The organism is Nocardia sp. NPDC005366, assembly GCF_040606855.1.
Classification (GTDB): Bacteria; Actinomycetota; Actinomycetes; order Mycobacteriales; family Mycobacteriaceae; genus Nocardia.
The window spans coordinates 46,425-62,656 of record NZ_JBEXFQ010000026.1 but is presented as its reverse complement, the minus strand read 5'-3'; the positions used below and the strand labels follow the sequence as shown (position 1 = coordinate 62,656).

The 16,232-nt window shown below is 67.0% G+C and carries 15 protein-coding genes and 1 pseudogene; 8 read left to right on the top strand and 8 right to left on the bottom strand.

The features are described from left to right. Together ABZS43_RS26185 and ABZS43_RS26180 are read right to left on the bottom strand one after the other, a co-directional pair. Positions 1–888: an amidohydrolase family protein gene (locus ABZS43_RS26185; RefSeq protein ID WP_355038610.1), complete on the bottom strand. Its 888-nt coding sequence runs from the start codon at positions 886–888 to the stop codon at positions 1–3. After that, entirely contained in the window at positions 885–1,919 is a 1,035-nt protein-coding gene (locus tag ABZS43_RS26180) for a nucleoside hydrolase (protein WP_355038609.1), read from the bottom strand. The genes ABZS43_RS26185 and ABZS43_RS26180 overlap by 4 nt, the downstream gene beginning before the upstream one ends. A gap of 121 nt (positions 1,920–2,040) precedes the next feature. Here ABZS43_RS26180 and ABZS43_RS26175 point away from each other — a divergent pair, with 121 nt between their 5' ends. Then, positions 2,041–2,619: a TetR family transcriptional regulator gene (locus ABZS43_RS26175; RefSeq protein ID WP_355038608.1), complete on the top strand. Its 579-nt coding sequence runs from the start codon at positions 2,041–2,043 to the stop codon at positions 2,617–2,619. A gap of 48 nt (positions 2,620–2,667) precedes the next feature. On the opposite strand, the gene ABZS43_RS26170 is transcribed toward ABZS43_RS26175, so the two are convergent. Beyond that, a complete protein-coding gene (locus ABZS43_RS26170; protein WP_355038607.1) occupies positions 2,668–4,008 on the bottom strand; it encodes a CoA transferase in 1,341 nt (446 codons plus the stop codon). A 121-nt stretch (positions 4,009–4,129) separates the two neighbouring features. Between ABZS43_RS26170 and ABZS43_RS26165 the strand changes: the two are divergent. Beyond that, positions 4,130–4,573: pseudogene (locus ABZS43_RS26165) on the top strand (alpha/beta fold hydrolase); the annotation flags it as partial. Positions 4,574–4,599: 26 nt separating this feature from the next. Here the strand turns inward: ABZS43_RS26165 and ABZS43_RS26160 are convergent. The 3 genes from ABZS43_RS26160 to ABZS43_RS26150 all read right to left on the bottom strand — a co-directional run bounded on the left by ABZS43_RS26160 (position 4,600) and on the right by ABZS43_RS26150 (position 7,626). Continuing rightward, a complete protein-coding gene (locus ABZS43_RS26160) occupies positions 4,600–5,004 on the bottom strand; it encodes a DUF2784 domain-containing protein (protein ID WP_355038606.1) in 405 nt (134 codons plus the stop codon). A gap of 16 nt (positions 5,005–5,020) precedes the next feature. Next, positions 5,021–6,478 (bottom strand): SDR family NAD(P)-dependent oxidoreductase, encoded by a 1,458-nt coding sequence (locus ABZS43_RS26155; protein ID WP_355038605.1) that lies wholly within the window; start codon positions 6,476–6,478, stop codon positions 5,021–5,023. Positions 6,479–6,672: 194 nt separating this feature from the next. Continuing rightward, positions 6,673–7,626 (bottom strand): alpha/beta fold hydrolase, encoded by a 954-nt coding sequence (locus ABZS43_RS26150; protein WP_355038604.1) that lies wholly within the window; start codon positions 7,624–7,626, stop codon positions 6,673–6,675. A 286-nt stretch (positions 7,627–7,912) separates the two neighbouring features. On the opposite strand from ABZS43_RS26150, the gene ABZS43_RS26145 reads away from it, so the two are divergent. From ABZS43_RS26145 to ABZS43_RS26130, 4 genes are all read left to right on the top strand, one after another. After that, positions 7,913–8,611: a helix-turn-helix domain-containing protein gene (locus ABZS43_RS26145; RefSeq protein ID WP_355038603.1), complete on the top strand. Its 699-nt coding sequence runs from the start codon at positions 7,913–7,915 to the stop codon at positions 8,609–8,611. Between the two features lie 180 nt (positions 8,612–8,791). Then, positions 8,792–9,937, top strand: a complete 1,146-nt coding sequence (locus ABZS43_RS26140) for an acyl-CoA dehydrogenase family protein (protein ID WP_355038602.1) — start codon at positions 8,792–8,794, stop codon at positions 9,935–9,937. A gap of 1 nt (position 9,938) precedes the next feature. Beyond that, the gene (locus ABZS43_RS26135; protein ID WP_355038650.1) at positions 9,939–10,586 is read left to right on the top strand and encodes a helix-turn-helix domain-containing protein; all 648 of its coding nucleotides are present in this window, start codon (positions 9,939–9,941) and stop codon (positions 10,584–10,586) included. Positions 10,587–10,858: 272 nt separating this feature from the next. After that, the gene (locus ABZS43_RS26130; RefSeq protein WP_355038601.1) at positions 10,859–11,578 is read left to right on the top strand and encodes a hypothetical protein; all 720 of its coding nucleotides are present in this window, start codon (positions 10,859–10,861) and stop codon (positions 11,576–11,578) included. On the opposite strand, the gene ligD is transcribed toward ABZS43_RS26130, so the two are convergent. Further along, positions 11,579–12,577, bottom strand: a complete 999-nt coding sequence (gene ligD / locus ABZS43_RS26125; protein WP_355038600.1) for a non-homologous end-joining DNA ligase — start codon at positions 12,575–12,577, stop codon at positions 11,579–11,581. Next, positions 12,574–13,659, bottom strand: a complete 1,086-nt coding sequence (locus ABZS43_RS26120) for an ATP-dependent DNA ligase (RefSeq protein WP_355038599.1) — start codon at positions 13,657–13,659, stop codon at positions 12,574–12,576. The genes ligD and ABZS43_RS26120 overlap by 4 nt, the downstream gene beginning before the upstream one ends. A gap of 451 nt (positions 13,660–14,110) precedes the next feature. Here ABZS43_RS26120 and ABZS43_RS26115 point away from each other — a divergent pair, with 451 nt between their 5' ends. Then, a complete protein-coding gene (locus ABZS43_RS26115) occupies positions 14,111–14,767 on the top strand; it encodes a GAP family protein (protein WP_355038598.1) in 657 nt (218 codons plus the stop codon). 71 nt (positions 14,768–14,838) lie between these two features. Beyond that, on the top strand, positions 14,839–16,227 hold the full coding sequence (locus tag ABZS43_RS26110) for a DUF1254 domain-containing protein (RefSeq protein WP_355038597.1): 1,389 nt from the start codon (positions 14,839–14,841) through the stop codon (positions 16,225–16,227). Positions 16,228–16,232: the final 5 nt, after the last annotated feature.

Here is a 16,232-nt window from a genome sequence, read left to right as displayed (position 1 = left end):
TCAGCGCACGTCGAAAAGACGTGCGGCGTTCCGGTAGCAGACCTGCCGAATCCAGTTGTCGCCGAGATCGAGCCGCTCCAACGCGGAGACCGAATGCCGGTACGGGTAAGGGATATTCGGGAAATCGCTGCCGAAGAGGATGCGATCGCCGAAATAGCGCAGTCGCCCGCGTTCGGTGGTCGGGTAGGGTGCGTCCGCTTCGCTGAAATCGGTCCAGACCATGGTGGTATCGAAGTGGACGCCCGCGTATTCCTGGGCCAGGTCGAGGAATTCGGAATATTCGGGAGTGCCCATATGGGCGATGATCAATCGCAGCCGTGGAAAGCGTCGCAGCAGAGCGGCGATGGGCTCCGGTCCGGTGTAGGTACCGGGGGCCGGTCCCGACCCGCAGTGCACGATCGCCGGGACGCCGCTGTCCTCCAGCATGCCCCATACGGGGTTGAGCAGGGGATCGCCCGGATGGAAATCACCGACCTGGATATGCACCTTGAACACGCGCGCGCCCCGCTCGATCGCGGCTTCGACATAGCTGTCCGCACCGTGTTCCGGATAGAAGGTCGCGGTATGCAGGCAGTCCGGCGTCCGTTCGGCGAAATCGGCGGTCCACTCGTTCAACCACGCCGCCATATCGGGTTTGTGCGGGTACACCAGCGCGGTGAACGCGCGGACGCCGAAGTCGCGCAACGTCTTCAGGCGCGCGGGTTCGTCATCGCGATAGCTGATCGGCCACGCCCGGCCCGTCATCGGACCCACCGAATCGAAATACGCCCACACCTTGCGCAGCACCTGCTCGGGCATGAAATGAGTATGGACGTCGATGATTCCGGGCAGGTCGAGCCTGGCGCGGAAATCGGCGAAATAGGCGTTGTCCTCGCCCCGGTCGGTCATGACACCTCCTGCCGGGCGGGCGGATGGACCGCCCGCGCGAAATCGCCGATCCGGGCGATCAGCCGATCGAAGAAGGCCACCGGATCGGTCCCGATCACGATGTCGGCGTTGGGTTGCCTGCCCCACATGCCCGCCCAGTCGGCGACCGTCGTCGCCCGGGTGAGCGTTCCGGTCAACTCCACGTCGACCGTCGCGGGCCGCAGCACCGCGAGGCCGGGATCGATGGCCACCGCGGCGGCGAACGGATCGTGCATATGCGCGAGGTAACCCTGATCGTGGTGGCGATGGAATTCGAAGTAGAACCGGACCGCGTCATCGATGTGGCGCACCACCGGATTGGGTGCGCTGGAACGCAGTCCGTCGGGATCGCGCGCCGAGATCGGGTCGACGGGCGGGCAACCGGCCCGCTCCGCGAGCCTGCGCAGGTGTTCGGGAAACATCTCGATGGTCTCGGTGATGTCGAGGGCGCAGATGATCGGTCGGCGATCGGCGGGCGCGGCGGAGAAGGCGTCGAAAACCTCCTTGGCGGCCTCCGGGTCGACGTGCACGTTCCATTCGTTGGTCGGTGTGGTGTTGCCGGGGTGGTTGAACGCACCGCCCATCACCACCAGTCGCCGCAGCAGGGTCGGCAGGTCCGGCTCGATGCGAAGGGCCAGCGCGAGATTGGTCAGCGGGCCGGTGCACAGGCCGATGAGTTCGCCCGGATTCGCCCTGGCCAGGGCGACCCACATCTCGGCGGCGGATCTCTGCGACAGCGGTCGTGACGAGGCGGGAAGTTCGGCGTAGCCGATACCCTGCGGACCGTGTGTGTCCTCGGTGGTTCGCAGGGGGATCGCCAGCGGGTCAGGCGCGCCGAGCGCGACCTCGATGACGGGGGCCCGGCATACGTCCAGCCACGCGAGATTATTCGCCGCGACCTGCGCCGCGGGGACATTGCCCGCGGTGGCCGCGATCCCGGCGATCTCGGCATCCGGGGAGGCCAGCAGGTATAGCAGGGCGAGCGAGTCGTCGATGCCGGTGTCGACGTCCATGATGATCCGCTGTCGCACAGCATGAGACTAGTGACCGCGCGGATACCTCGGCGCGGGGGCGTCGCCAGCGGTGGTACATACGTCTGGTACATACGTCTTAGACGTGTTGTAGGCTGGTGCGATGGGTAACCGAGAAGATCTGCTGGCGGGGGCGCGCAAGGCGATCATGGAACGTGGCGTCGCCAAGACCACCGCCCGTGATATCGCCGCCGCGGCGGGGGTCAGCCTGGCCGCCATCGGCTACCACTTCGGCTCCAAGGAACGGCTGATCACCGAGGCGTTGGCCGAGGCGCTCGGTACCGGAATCGGCGACGCCATGGACGCGCTGATCCGGACGACACGGGGCCGCCCCATGACCGAGACGTTCGCGGCGATGGTCGACGGGCTGCCCACGATCTTCGCCGAGCATCGCGAGGGCATGTTGGCGAGTATGGAGAATCTGCTGCGCGTGGCGCGTGCCACCCCGCGGCAGTCGTTCATGGCCGACAGCCTGGCAGGCGCGTACGCCGATATCGCCTCGGCCCTGCGCGATACGCATCCGGAGCTGGACGCCGCGCAGGCCGACGCCGTCGCCGAACTGTATTTCGCGATCACCCAGGGGTTCTCGGTGCTGTGGATCATCGATCCGGAGGGCGCGGTGCCCGGCGGCGAGCGACTGGTCGCGGCATTCCAGGCGGTCGCGGGGGCCGCGCCGCGCTAGTCGTCGCGGCCGTCGGGCTCGCTGTGCGCGGTCGGGAGGTCCGGCCGCCTACCGGGTGCGCACGGACCAGGCCGGATAGTTGCTGCCGTAGCCGGGCGCGGGCCAGGCATAGTCCGGGTACTCCACGAGCGCGGGCGCGGCGGTGACGAAACTGCCGTGCCTGACCACGGAATCCGGGTGCGGCGGGGTCGCCGGGGGATGGTTGAGGGTGCGGCCGGGTGCGTTCAACAGCCAGGAGGCGGTGCGCGCCAACGACACTCGCACATCCCGGCCGACCCCGTCGTAGGTGCGGGCGGCGAGGGCGTCGATGACACCGGCCGCGAGCAGATATCCGGAGGCATGGTCGAGCGCCTGCGCGGGCAGGGTGCCTGGCACCGATGGCGCGCCCTCGGTGATGGAGATACCGGTCGCGGCCTGCACGATACTGTCGAATCCGCGCCGTCCGCCCCACGGACTGTTCTCGCCCCAGGCGCAGACGCGGGCGTGGACCAAACCGGGCCGCAGCGAGGGATCGAGTCCGGCATTCTCCAGCGAGCCGGGGCGATAGCCGGTCACGAGTACGTCCGCCGAGACCAGCAGGTCGTAGAAAGCGGGATCGCGCAGATCCAGCCGAGTCGACAACTTGCCCTGGCAGGTGTCGACGTACTGCCACGGAATCTCGGGCAGGAACGGGGGATCCACCCGCAGTACCTCCGCGCCGAGCAGGGCCAGGGTCCTGGTCGCCACCGGTCCGGCGATAACCCTCGTCAGATCGAGTACGCGAATTCCGCGCAACGGCTGGAACGGCGTGGCATCCGAGCGCGCATGGCTGCTCGCGCGGTCGTGACGCGGTTCGATCGCGACCAGCGGACCGTAGGCCGCGGCCTCCGCTTCGGGGGTGGCGGCCCATTCCTCCTCCGTGCGCACCCGGACCGCGATCGCGCCGTAGGCGGCGGCGGTGTCCTCGACATCGGTGGCCCGGCTCATGGCCAGCTGGGCCACCGCCAGATCGAGGGGCGCGTTATCCGGTAGGCCGAGCGCGGCCAGAAGTCGCAGGCGATGGTGCGGATAGTTGGCGTGGGTGCGCACCCAGCCGTCGAAGGTGGGAAAGAAGCCGGAGAGGTCGGCGAACATCACAGGCTGTCTGCCGTTCGCCCGTACTAGTCGTTCGCTGGAGAAGGCCGCCGCGATCCGGATCGGATCGATCCGATGCGCTACCGGAGCCAGGCCGTGCGCGTCACGCATCCGGTTGGCCGCGGTCGTCAACGCGGCGATCGATCCGGCGGCCAACGCCCAAACCGGCAGTGTCGCAGCGAGATTACCGCCGGGGTCCGGGACCGGGATCATGGCGGAAGTGGGGACACCGATGCCGGTTTCGTAGTCGTGGACCAGCCGTGCGTGATCGTTCACCACAAGAACAGTAGTAGTTCCCGGGTCGACGCGTAGCGCCTGAGTCGGGTGGTCCGGCCCGGCAACCCCGGTGCAATGCGGCAGAATCGAGCACCGGACGAGACGAGGGAGCGTGCACGCGATGATCACCGGTACCGACTGGTTACGAGTGCTGCGCGCCGATCCGACCCCGCGCCACCATCTCGTCTGTTTTCCGCCAGGCGGAGCGTCGGTGACCGCGTATCGAGAACTGGCCGCCCGATTCGGGGCGGGTGCCGCGGTGGTCGGCGTGCAGTATCCGGGCCGTCAGGATCGGCTCGGCGAATCGGTGGTATCCGATCTCTCGGAACTCGCCGACGCGATCGCGGCGCAACTGCTGGGGCAGGGCCCGCACACCGGACTCTCGCTGTTCGGCCACAGCATGGGCGCGACGGTCGCGTTCGAAACGGCGCGGCGGCTCGAGCGCGCCGGTCAGCCGGTGCGGATGTTGTTCGTATCGGGTCGTCCCGCTCCGACCTTCGATGATCCTGGCCGATTGCACCTCGGCTCCGATGACGAGCTGACCCGGTGGCCATTTCTATCCGGACGAGCGCGGCGACGCCGTCGCCGACCTCATCGCCGCGCGGCTCGGGCTCGGTCTGTCTCGCCCTCGGTAGTACCGCGGCGGCGGCGCAGCAGCAGGATGTACCCGGACCACGACACCACGACGCAGAGCGCGACCAGTGCGCGCACCAAGCCCAGCGCGCTCTCCGGGTAGATCACGCCGGTCAGGTAGTGGTCGATGAATCCACTCGACGGCAGACCCGCCTCGCCCGCGCGGCGGCGGGACCAATCCTCGAGGTGGGTCAGCGGGCATTCGTAGCCGACCAGAACCGATCCGACTCCCCATCCGACCGCGAACAGATGCGGCCAGATGGTGCGCGGCAGCCGCCACGCGAGGAATCCGCCGACCACGACGTAGGCCAAGAAGGCGAAATGCACGGCCGCGGCGGCGTCAGCTAACAGCCGGTACAGCACCACCCCAGCATAGGCGTCACCAGGGCGATGGCCGGTAGTCCTTCAGGAAGCAGCCGAACAGATCGGTACCGTTCTCGCCCTGCACGATCGGGTCGTAGACGCGGGCGGCGCCGTCGACCAGGTCCAGCGGAGCGTGGAATCCCGCCTCGGCCAAGCGCATCTTGGTGTAGTGCGGACGCTCGTCGGTGATCCACCCGGTGTCGACCGCGGTCATCAGGATCGAATCCTGTTCGAACATCTCGCGGGCGCTGGTGCGGGTCAACATGTTCAGCGCGGCCTTGGCCATATTGGTGTGCGGATGACCGGGACCCTTGTACGCCCGGGAGAACTGGCCCTCCATCGCCGAGACGTTCACGACGTACTTGCGCCGCGCGCCCGCCGCGGCCATCGCCGGTCGCAGCCGCGAGACCAGGATAAACGGCGCGACCGAATTGCACAGTTGCACCTCGAGCAGTTCGGTCGGATCCACTTCTGTCACCGTCTGCACCCAGCTGTTGGTATGCGCGAGATCCGGCAGCAGCCCGCCCGCGTCGATCGCGACACCGCGTGAAATGCGTTCGGGGGTGGCCGATCCCGCGACCAGCGCCAATTCCGCGACGTCGGCCGCGGTCAGGGTCGGCGTGAGCGAGGCGGTGAGCGCGGTCGGATGGGCCTGCATGGTCTTGCCGAAGGTCACCACGTCCGGCAGCGCGCCCGCGGGCAGCGGACCCGATTCGGCGTCGACCAACGCGCTGTAGGCGCCCGCGGAACGGCGCACGGTCTGTGCGGCGTTGTTGATCAGGATATCGAGCGGACCCTGTGCGGCGACGTCATCGGCGAGTGCGACCACCTGGGCCGGATCACGCAGGTCGATGCCGACGATACGCAGCCGGTGCAGCCAGTCGGCGCTGTCGTCCATGGCGGCGAAGCGGCGGATGGCGTCGTTCGGGAAACGGGTGGTGATGGTGGTGTGCGCGCCGTCGCGCAGCAGTCGCAACGCGATGTACATGCCGATTTTGGCGCGACCGCCGGTGAGTAGCGCCCGTCGCCCGGTCAGGTCGGTGGTCGCGTCCCGTCTGGCGTGGCTGTCGGCCGCGCATTCCGGGCAGAGCTGGTGGTAGAAGGCGTCGACCCGGGTGTAGCGCTGTTTGCAGATGTAGCACGGACGGGGGCGCAGCAGGGTACCCGCGCTCGCGCCCGCGGCCGAGGAACTGATCGGAATGCCCGCGGTCTCGTCATCGATCCGGTTCGGCGAGCCGGTGGCCGTCGCCGAGACCACGGCCCGGTCGGCCTCGGACACCGCGGCCCGCGCGTCGTTGCGCCGACGCTGCTTGAGCTTTTTGAACATATGACCGACGGCCCGCTGCACCACGATCGAATCCGGATGTTCCTTGTCCAGCTGCCCCGCCAGTTCGAGGACGCGCAGACAGGCGGCGAGATCGTCCGGATCGATGGCAGGGTCGGTCGGATGCGGCGACAGGGTGTTTTCGGCCATCGGAATGCGGGACGATCCTTCGTGAACGGGGGCGGTGTGCGCACCCATTGTCGCATTCGCCCTGCGTGCCCGGCCCGCCACCGGGGTTCACCCACTTCGGCACGCAGGCCGGCGAGCGCCCCGTCTCCGCGGCGACGTGCGCGATCGGGCGGGTGCGGCGGCGCTCCACGAGACGACGACTGCCTCGGCGATACCTAGCGGTCGGCGGCGTCGGCGCCGGGATAGGGCACGTCCGCGTCGAGCAGGTCTTCCACGAAATTGGCTACGGCCTCGGCGACGAGCAGCGGCTCGGTCACCGGCAGCCAGTGATCGGCCGGGATGGAGCTGCGCCACAGCCGGTCCACCCAGCGCGCACTGCTGTAGTAGAGGAACGGCGGGACGAAGACATCGGTGGTGTCGACCACGAGTTGTACCGGCACCGCGGTGTGGCGTCGCCGCGGCCACAGCAGGTGCTGCGCGAGGTTGGCGCAGGCGATACGCGCGCCGGTGCCGAGGTCGGCACGCCAGGTGGGTGCGGTCGCCGCGTGGGCGGTGGCGACACCCCCGAGCTGTTCGATCAGCCAGGTGCGCACGCGCGGTGGGAAGGCGATGCGCTGGGCCGCGATCTGAGCGGAATTCGCGCTGTGCCGCCAGAATTTCTTGTCGGTGAGCAGTACCCTGGCATAGGCAGGCTTGCGGATCAACTCGCGCAACGTGATACCCACGTGGTCGAGATTCGGTCCCGCGATGGCGGTGAACGAGGCGATTCGGGTATTGGCCCGCGGATCGCAGACCGCCTCCCATATCTGCACGGCACCCCAGCCGTGCCCGCAGACGTGCACAGGACGACGCGGGCTGACCGCGTCGATGAGGGTGAAGAAATCCTCGGCCAGTCGATCGAGCCGATAGCCGTGCGGCGCATCGGGTTTCGATGATCGCCCGTGGCCGCGCACGTCGTAGGTGATCACCCGGAACCCGTCGGCCAGCAGTACCGCCACATCGGTCCACACCCGGTGCGTATCCGAGAGTCCGTGCACGAGTACCAGGGGTTCGTCGCCGAGATCGCCCCACTCGTAGACGGCGAGATCCACCCCCGACCCGTGCACGGTCATCGTGCGATTCGGGCGATGCGTGCCGGTCGGATCCGGATTGTCGAACGGTCGATTCATACAGGTGTCGCCTAGGTCGATAGAGCCGTCGTCAGCGGGTGTTCGGACACCCGCGGGTACCGCCGGTACGTTCTCCGATACTGACAGTACGAAGGTCGTGCCCGCAACGCGTCCAGCGGTCGGCGATTATGAAGTGGATCACGTTCGGCACGCTTGACGTGGGTGAATGTCGGCATTTTCGGCCGGGTGGCCTGGGCGTGGCGCGCTGGTCGAGCGGCGCGACGGTTCCGGAAGAAGGGAGGTCGCGTCCGGTCGATCGTACCGTCGGTACGGTAAGCTCGCCGCCGTGCCCCGCCTCAACGCCCGTCCCGCGTCGCGGACGATTTCCCGCGAGGAGATCGTCGACGCCGCGATCCGGGTGATCGATCGGGAGGGGCCGCGGCCGAGTATGGACGGCATCGCCCGCGAGGCGGGGATCACCAAACCCCGCCTGTACCGGCAGTTCGCCGACAAGGCCGATCTCTACACCGAGATCGGTGACCGGATGGCGAAAGCGGCGTCCGCCGGTGCCGGATACGACCTGACACTCATCGTGCAGCCGCCGCGCGTCGCGCTGGGCCGGGTGCTGACCGGCTATGCCGACAGCATCCTGCTGCACCCCAACGTATTCCGCTTCCTCGGTCAGGCGCAGGTGGCCCAGCAGGCGGACGGTTCGGTCCTGCAATTCGATCTGGGCAGGGCCGCCGCGACCCGTTTGGCGGCGCAGGCACGCGAATTCGCGCAGTCGCTGCCGATCGACCCCGCCGGAATCGACTATCTGTCGCGTGCCGTGGTCGGCGTCGTGGTGGCGGTGACCGATCTGTGGTTGGGCGACGTCGGTCGCCCGGCGCCGGAACGCACGACCGAATTCGTCGATCAGGCGACCGAATTCGTATGGGGGCTGATCGACGGATTCCTGCGACGGCAGGGCATCGCGGTGGATCCGGATATGCCGATACTCACCACTCTCGCGGCCTTCGATCGGGCCGAACATCGCACTGGCTGAGGTCTGCGCACTTCGTCACCGCTCCGCCGCTCAGCTCCGTCCCGATTTGTTGACATCATGCCAATAGTGGTGGAATCTGAAGAACGAGGATCCGGCGCAGGCCGGTCCCGCGGCGTCCGCTCCGCGTGTGATCACGACGGGGCACACCGCGATCGGGTAGCGAGGCAAAGGATCGGCGAAATGGCACGTGCGGCGTGGAGTGACGACGAGGTCGAGGCGGTACGCGAACTCGCGCGGACGTTCTTCGAGAAGGAAGTCGTCCCGCACGAGGAGAAGTTCGTCCAGCAGGGACACCCGGACCGTCACCTCTACAACAGGGCGGGCGAACTCGGTCTGCTGTGCCCGTCCGTCCCGGCCGAATACGGCGGCGGCGGCGGTACCTTCGCGCACGAGGCCGCCATCATCGAGGAACAGGCCTTCGCGGGAGACGGTTCACTCGGACTTCCGGTGCACAGCACGATCATCGCGCCCTACCTGCAGCATTTCGGCTCCGAGGAGCTCAAGCGGCGAGTGCTGCCGAAGGCGGCCAGCGGCGAAATGGTGCTCTCCATCGGCATGACCGAACCGGGTACCGGCTCCGACCTGCAGAACATCAAAACCAGGGCGGTGCGTGAAGGCGACGAATACGTCATCACCGGCTCGAAGATCTTCATCACCAACGGCTGGCTCTGTGACGGCATCATCATCGCCGCCAAAACCGACCCGACCAAGGGCGCGGCGGGCGTTTCGCTCATCTTCGCCGAAGTCTCCGACGACACCCCCGGTTTCACACGCGGCCGCATCCTGAACAAGATCGGCGGCAAAGCCCAGGACACCGCCGAACTGTTCTTCGACGGCCTGCGGGTGCCCGCCTCCAACCTGCTCGGCGAGGCCGAGGGCCAGGGTTTCTATCAGATGATGCAGCTGCTTGCCCAGGAGCGCCTCGTCACCGGCATCATCGCGGTGGCGATGATGGAGAAGGCGGTCGAGCTGACCGTCGATTACACCAAGGGCCGCGAGGCATTCGGCAAACCGCTGTTCGCCATGCAGAACACCAAATTCGAACTGGCCGAATGCGCGACGCTCGCGCGGGTCAGCCGCACCTTCCTCGACGACTGCATCGGCAAACACCTGCGCGGCGAGCTGGATATTCCCACCGCCGCGATGTCGAAGTACTGGCTCACCGACCAACTCGGTATTGTTGTCGACCGCTGCCTGCAACTGTTCGGCGGCTACGGCTACATGACGGAGTATCCGATTTCGCAGCTCTACACCGGCGCCCGCGTTCTGCGGATCCTGGCCGGCAGCAACGAAGTGATGAAGGATCTCATTGCCAGATCCCTCTGACATCCGGGGCGCGACGGCGGTGTCGAACGGCGCCGCCGAGCCCGCGCCACGGCGGCGCCGGCTCGAACCCGACGAGCGCCGCGCCCAGATACTCGCCTGCGCCATCGACATGTTCGGTGAGCGTCCCTACGCGGCCGTCTCCACCGCCGAACTCGCCCAGCGCGCCGGAGTCGCCCGCGGCCTGATCAACCACTATTTCGGCAATAAGCGCGACCTCTATCTCGCGGTGGTCCACCGCATGGTGACTTTGCCGAAGGTCGACGACATGGTCGTGCCGACCGGTACCGATCGGGAACGTGTCGACGCGAGTGTGCGGTGGCTGCTCGACACGATCGCCGAACACGGCAATACCTGGGTGAAGGTGACCAGCCACGAGGGTGTCGGCAACGACCCCGAGGTGCAGCAGATTCTCGACCAGGCCGACGACGCGGCGGCCGAGCGGATGCTGCTCATGGTCGGCATGGCCGATTCGGCGCACAGTGCGCAATTGCGCGCACTGGTCCGCGCATACGGCGGACTCGTGAAGGTCGCGGGCCGGGAATGGATCGTTCGCGGCACGCTGCGCCGGGACGAGGTGCAGGCGCTGCTGGTCGACATGCTGATGATGTTGGTGACCGAGACGATGCCCAGAATCGCGGGCGGTCGCTGACGTCGCCCGAGCACTGACCTCGCGGGGGCGGGCAACCCGGTATCGAATCCGGGTCGAGGATGTTTGCGGGTCCTTTACTACGCTATCGCTTCCGAGTTCTCCCGGTGTTCTCCCGGTCGGTTTCAGTCGCCGAGTCAGGAAACCGATATCAGGCGATCGGAGATTTCGGGCCAAATGGTCGCTTCTGCCCCTATTCTGTGACCTTATCGAGGCGGGGTTCGGGCAGCTCGACGTTCCTGCGCGAATGGTTCAGTGCAGAAAGGGACGTGAGTATGGCACGAATGCAGCAGTGGGAGGAGCGCGAGCGCGAGCGTGAGCGGTGGTCGGAACCGGAGGAGGAGCGCTGGCCGCAGGTGCGCCCCGAGGACCGCGACGGCGGTCGTGACTTTCGCCCGATCGTCAATCCGTACGCGGTGGTCGCCCTCGTCGCGGCGCTGCTCGCGCTGTTCCCGATCGCGATCATCTTCGGACTCATCGCGTTCAGTCATCCCAAGGGCAAGGGGATGGCGAGCCTCGCGCTGCTGCTCGGAGCGGCCGAAGTGGCGGCCATCGCCGGATTCATCGTGCTCGGCGGACATTCGCTGACCGACGGAATCAGCAGGGACGATCTGCCCATAGCGGCGCAGACCACCGCGTTGCCCGCGACCACCCCGGCGGTCGCGACCACGGCACCCTCGACGCCCCAGGCAGTGCCGACCGCAGCGGTCGCGGCCACCACGCAGATCGCGGCACGCAAGGGCACGGACTGCTTGGAGACGCAGGTCGGGGCCATCGGCCACGGCGCCGATGGCGGCACCCTGCTATGCCTCGCGGTGAGCGGGTCGACTGGTGGATATCAGTGGGCGGGGCCGTACAACGTCGGAACGGGTCAGTTCGACACGGGAGCGAAATGCGATCCGTCGGTGTCGAAGACCGGGCGCACGGCCGACGGTCGCGCGCTGGTCTGCGAAGGTACGGGACGCAGCGGCAGCTGGGTGTACTGGACGGAGTGACTACTCCTTCTTGGCCCGGCTCGGCTGCACCCGCGGCGGTTCATTGGGCATCTTCGGATACTGCGGCGGCCATGGCGCGTCCATCAGGCCCGCGGCCATATCGCGCTCGGACATCTCCAGTAGCGGCTCGATCGATTGCGGGCGGCGATCCGCCCAGGGATCGCCGCGTTCGGCCAATCGGGCGGGGACGGTGGCGATCGTCAGTTCGTCGGGAACCACGGCATCGAGTTCGGACCAGGCGATCGGGGTCGACACCTGCGCCCCCACCTTGGGACGCACACACCACGCGCCGAACACCGTCTTGTGCGGGGCATTCTGATTGAAGTCGACGAAGACGCGCGTGCCACGTTCTTCCTTCCACCACTGCGCCGTGATCTCCTCCGGATGCCTGCGCTCCAATTCGCGCGCGAGCGCCACCGCGGCGGCGCGCACCTGGTAGCCGTCCCACTTGTCCTCGAGGGCGACGTAGATGTGCAGTCCGCGGGAGCCGGAGGTCTTCACCCGGGATTCGATACCGAGTTCGCCGAACAGTTCCCGGGTGAGGACGGCGGCATGTCTGAGGTCGTCGAAGCTGATGCCGGGGGAAGGATCGAGGTCGATCCGCAACTCGTCGGCGATCGTCAGGTCGTGTACGTGATTGGGCCAGACGTGGAAACCGAGGCAGCCCTGATTGACCGCCCAGAGGATATGGGCGAGATCGTGGGCGACCAGCGCGTCGCTCGTGGTGCCGTTGGGCGTGGAGACCTCCACCGTGTGCAGCCAGTCCGGCGCCGATTTCGGTACCCGCTTCTGGAACCACGACTTACCCGAAGCCCCGTCGGGATAGCGCTCGAGCAGCAGCGGACGATCCCGCACGACGCCGAGGAACGGTTCGGCGACCGACCGGTAGTAGCGGACCAGATCCATCTTCGTCTCACCGCGTTCGGTGAAGTAGATCTTGTCGGGATTGCTGATCGTCACGGTTCTGCCGTCGACGTCGATATCGACCGACTCGCTCATCGGGTGGACGCTTCCTCGAATATGGTGCTCAACTCGGCCGGTGCGACCTCGTCGAGCTGGGCGTATGTACAGGATTCCGGCGTCCTATCGGTGCGGAAACGCACCAGTCTGCCGCCGTGGCGCAACCGCCCGGACTGGACGTGCTCGTAGCGCACCTCGGCGACGAGTTCGGGGCGCAGCGCCTCCCAGGACAGATCCTTCCCGCCGGTCCAGCGGCTCACCCCGCCCGGCATCTTGCCGTCGGCCTTGGACTGCGCCGCCGCGTCGGCCCATTCCCGCCACGGGTGGTTCTCCAGCGCGTTCTCCCGCAGTGGTTTCAACTCCTCGACCAATTCCTTGCGCCTGGCGGCGGTGAAACTGCTCGCCACCCCGACGTGGTGCATATGGCCCTCGTCGTCGAAAAGGCCGAGCAGCAGTGAGCCGACGCCCTCGCCGTCCTTGTGCCAGCGGAATCCGGCCACGACGCAGTCGGCTGTGCGTTCATGTTTGATCTTCAGCATGATCCGCTTGTCCTGCAGGTAGGCCAGTTCGTCGGATTTGGCGATGACCCCGTCGAAACCCGCACCCTCGAAACGGGTGAACCAGTCCTGCGCGATATCGGGATCGCGGGTGAGTGGGGTGAGGTGCACCCGCGCGAATTCGGTATCGAGGATCGTCTCGAGCAGCCGCCTGCGTTCCGCGAACGGCTCGCCGGTCAGATCCTTGTCACCGAGGGCGAGTAGATCGAACGCGACGAAACTGGCCGGTGTCTCCACCGACAGCTTCTCGACCCGGGAAGCGGCCGGATGCAGCCGGTTCTGCAGCGTGTCGAAATCCAGGCCCTGATCGGTGACCACCACGATCTCCCCGTCCACCACGCATTTATCCGGCAGCGCCTGCTTCAACAGTGCGGCGACCTCGGGAAAGTAGCGGGTGAGCGGGCGATCGTTGCGGGAACCGAGTTCCACCTCGGCACCGTCGCGGAACACGATGCACCGGAATCCGTCCCATTTCGGCTCGTAGCTCAGCCCCGGCTCACGTGGCACGGACGGCGCCGTCTTGGCGAGCATCGGACGAACGGGTGGCATGACCGGTAGGTCCACGTGATCCTCCTCGGGTCGTCGGTCATCCATGGAGACGTCGCCGGCGCGGAGAACTCATCGGTACGGCGTCGAGCACGATCGTATTCGCGGGGACCGACACCGACGCCGCATTCGGGTTCGACACCCGCGCCGCGCGCCCGAGGCGGCGACGGCCGGTGGCGGCACCGGTTGCTCACCCGTAACGGGTGAGGTCGCCCCAGGCGCGGGCGTGCGAAATTCGATAGGCAGCCGGGTCGACGCTCGGCTCGTTTCGGACCTCGCGGCGATGGAAAGGAGCGGCCGATGACCTTCGCACCACAGAGATCACCCCTTCGGCCGCGTGCGGTGAGCGCATTCCCGGGCCGATGATCTCGACGCGGCCTCGTCCCGCGTTCCCCGCATCCCGCAGGTCGTGGCCGCTGTGGTTGCGCACCGACGTCCTGATGTTCCGTGCACGAGGCGGGTGGCGGCGATGAGCGGACTGGTCGGGCAATTGATTCCGGAGTTCATCGGACTGGTCGTCACGCCCGCCGCGGTCGTCGGATGTGTCCTGCTGCTGCAGTCGGGCAACGCGGTGCGCAACGCGTTCAGTTTCGGCGCGGCCTTCTTGCTGGTCAATCTGCAGATCGGATCGGCAGGCCTGCTCGGCGGCGCCACCGACCCGTACGCCACCTCCGCGACCGTCTCGCACTGGGTGGGATTCCTGGTCGGGTTGTTGTTCCTGGCAATCGGCGCGTGGCTGCTCCTACGCCTTACCGCCCGGGGCGCCGGCCCGCCCAGATGGCTCGCCGAACTCGAATCATCGCGCCCCCGCCGGGCATTCGCTACCGGACTGGTTCTCGCGGTGCTCAATCCGAACCCCCTCATCATGATCTCCGGCGTCAGTGTGATCGCGAGCTCCGGCTCGGGCGCCGTCGCATCGATATTCGCGACCGGGCTACTCCTGCTGGCCGCCGCGCTGGATTTCCTGATTCCGATCGGAATGTACGTGCTGATGGGTAATCGCGCTCGGGCCGGATTGGGTGCGACGAAACAGTGGATGGTCGACCACGACCGGATGCTGACCATCTGTGTCTTCGTCGGCCTCGGGTTGCTGTTCACCGGCAGAGGATTGGCGGCACTGCGATGAGAAACGCAGCCACCGAGGGGAATGCCTGTTCCGAGCGTTCGGCTCGCCCGCTATCGGAGAGGAGATAGGACATGCGCGTTCGCAGGCTTCCCGGTCGGCTCGGGGCGGTGCGGATGTACCGCGAACTACCGATCCGGGTGGATCTTCCGCTCGTCTTCGACGAACTCGACTATCAGATGGCCTGCCAGACCTATCTGTGGGCGCTGCCGCTGGTCTCCTTCGCCCAGTGGCGGCACCAACATCGGGAGATATTCGGCGCCACCGACTACGACGTCGTTCATTATGTGACCTATGCCGATCGCCTCGGCCTGATCACCGCGAATACCACGACGCCCTATGTCATCGGCTTCATCGACCTGTCCGTCACCGGACCCGTTGTCGTCGAGATACCGCCCGGACCCATCGCGGGCGGCATCTCGGATTCCTGGCAGCGAGAAATCGCCGTGATCGGTGAGATGGGCCCCGACGAATGCCGCGGTGGGCGGCATCTGATCGTTCCGGTCGACGTGGAGGTACCCGAAACCGACGGCGAGTACTTCGTGCACCGGGCCACCGGTGTCCATGTGATGGTCGGATTCAGAACCTTGGACCTCGACCCGGTGGTAGCCGACGAACTCGTCCACGGCGTGCGCATCCGGCCCCTCACCGGTGAGGGGCCGACGACCCAGGTCATCTCGCCGGAAGGCCGTCGATGGAGCGGTGCGCAACCGCGCGGCGTCGAATACTGGATGCGGTTGCACGATATCTATCAGCGCGAAATCATCGATGAACGAGACCGCTTCTACCTGGCCATGCTGCACCGGTTGGGTATCGAGCGCGACGCCGAGTTCGATCCCGACGAGCCGCTGCGCAGGCTCCTCACCGAGGCGGCGATGGCGGGGGAGTTGATGGCCCAGGCGAATTCGTTCGCCACCCGCGCACCCGAGGCGCCGTACTGGCCTGATCGGCGGTGGGAACTGGTGCTACACCTCGACCATTCCGATCAGCGCGGTCCCTACTACGACCAGCTGCTGGAACGGACCGCGTGGTTCTACCAGGCGGTCGGCTTCTCCGAGGCGATGAAGAGCGTGACACCGGGTAAAGGACAGGCGTATCTGGGCGTCTACGCCGACGCGGCGGGGGACTGGCTGGACGGCGGCGGGTTCTATACCCTGCGGGTACCCGCCGACCCGCCGGCGAAATTGTTCTGGTCGGTCACCGTCTACGACGTCGCCACCCGATGTCTGATCAACAACCAGCAGCAGCGCGGCGATCGCGGCTCCCTCGACACCGATATGGTGGTCAACGCCGACGGCTCGGTCGAACTGTTCTTCGGTCCCGCGCCGCCGCCGTCGGGAACCACGAACTGGGTACAGACCGTTCCCGGCAGGCATTGGTTCTCGTATTTCCGTTGCTACGGTCCGCTCGAAGCCTATTTCGACCGCAGTTGGAAACTCGAAGACGTCATCAGAAGGGGATGAATCCC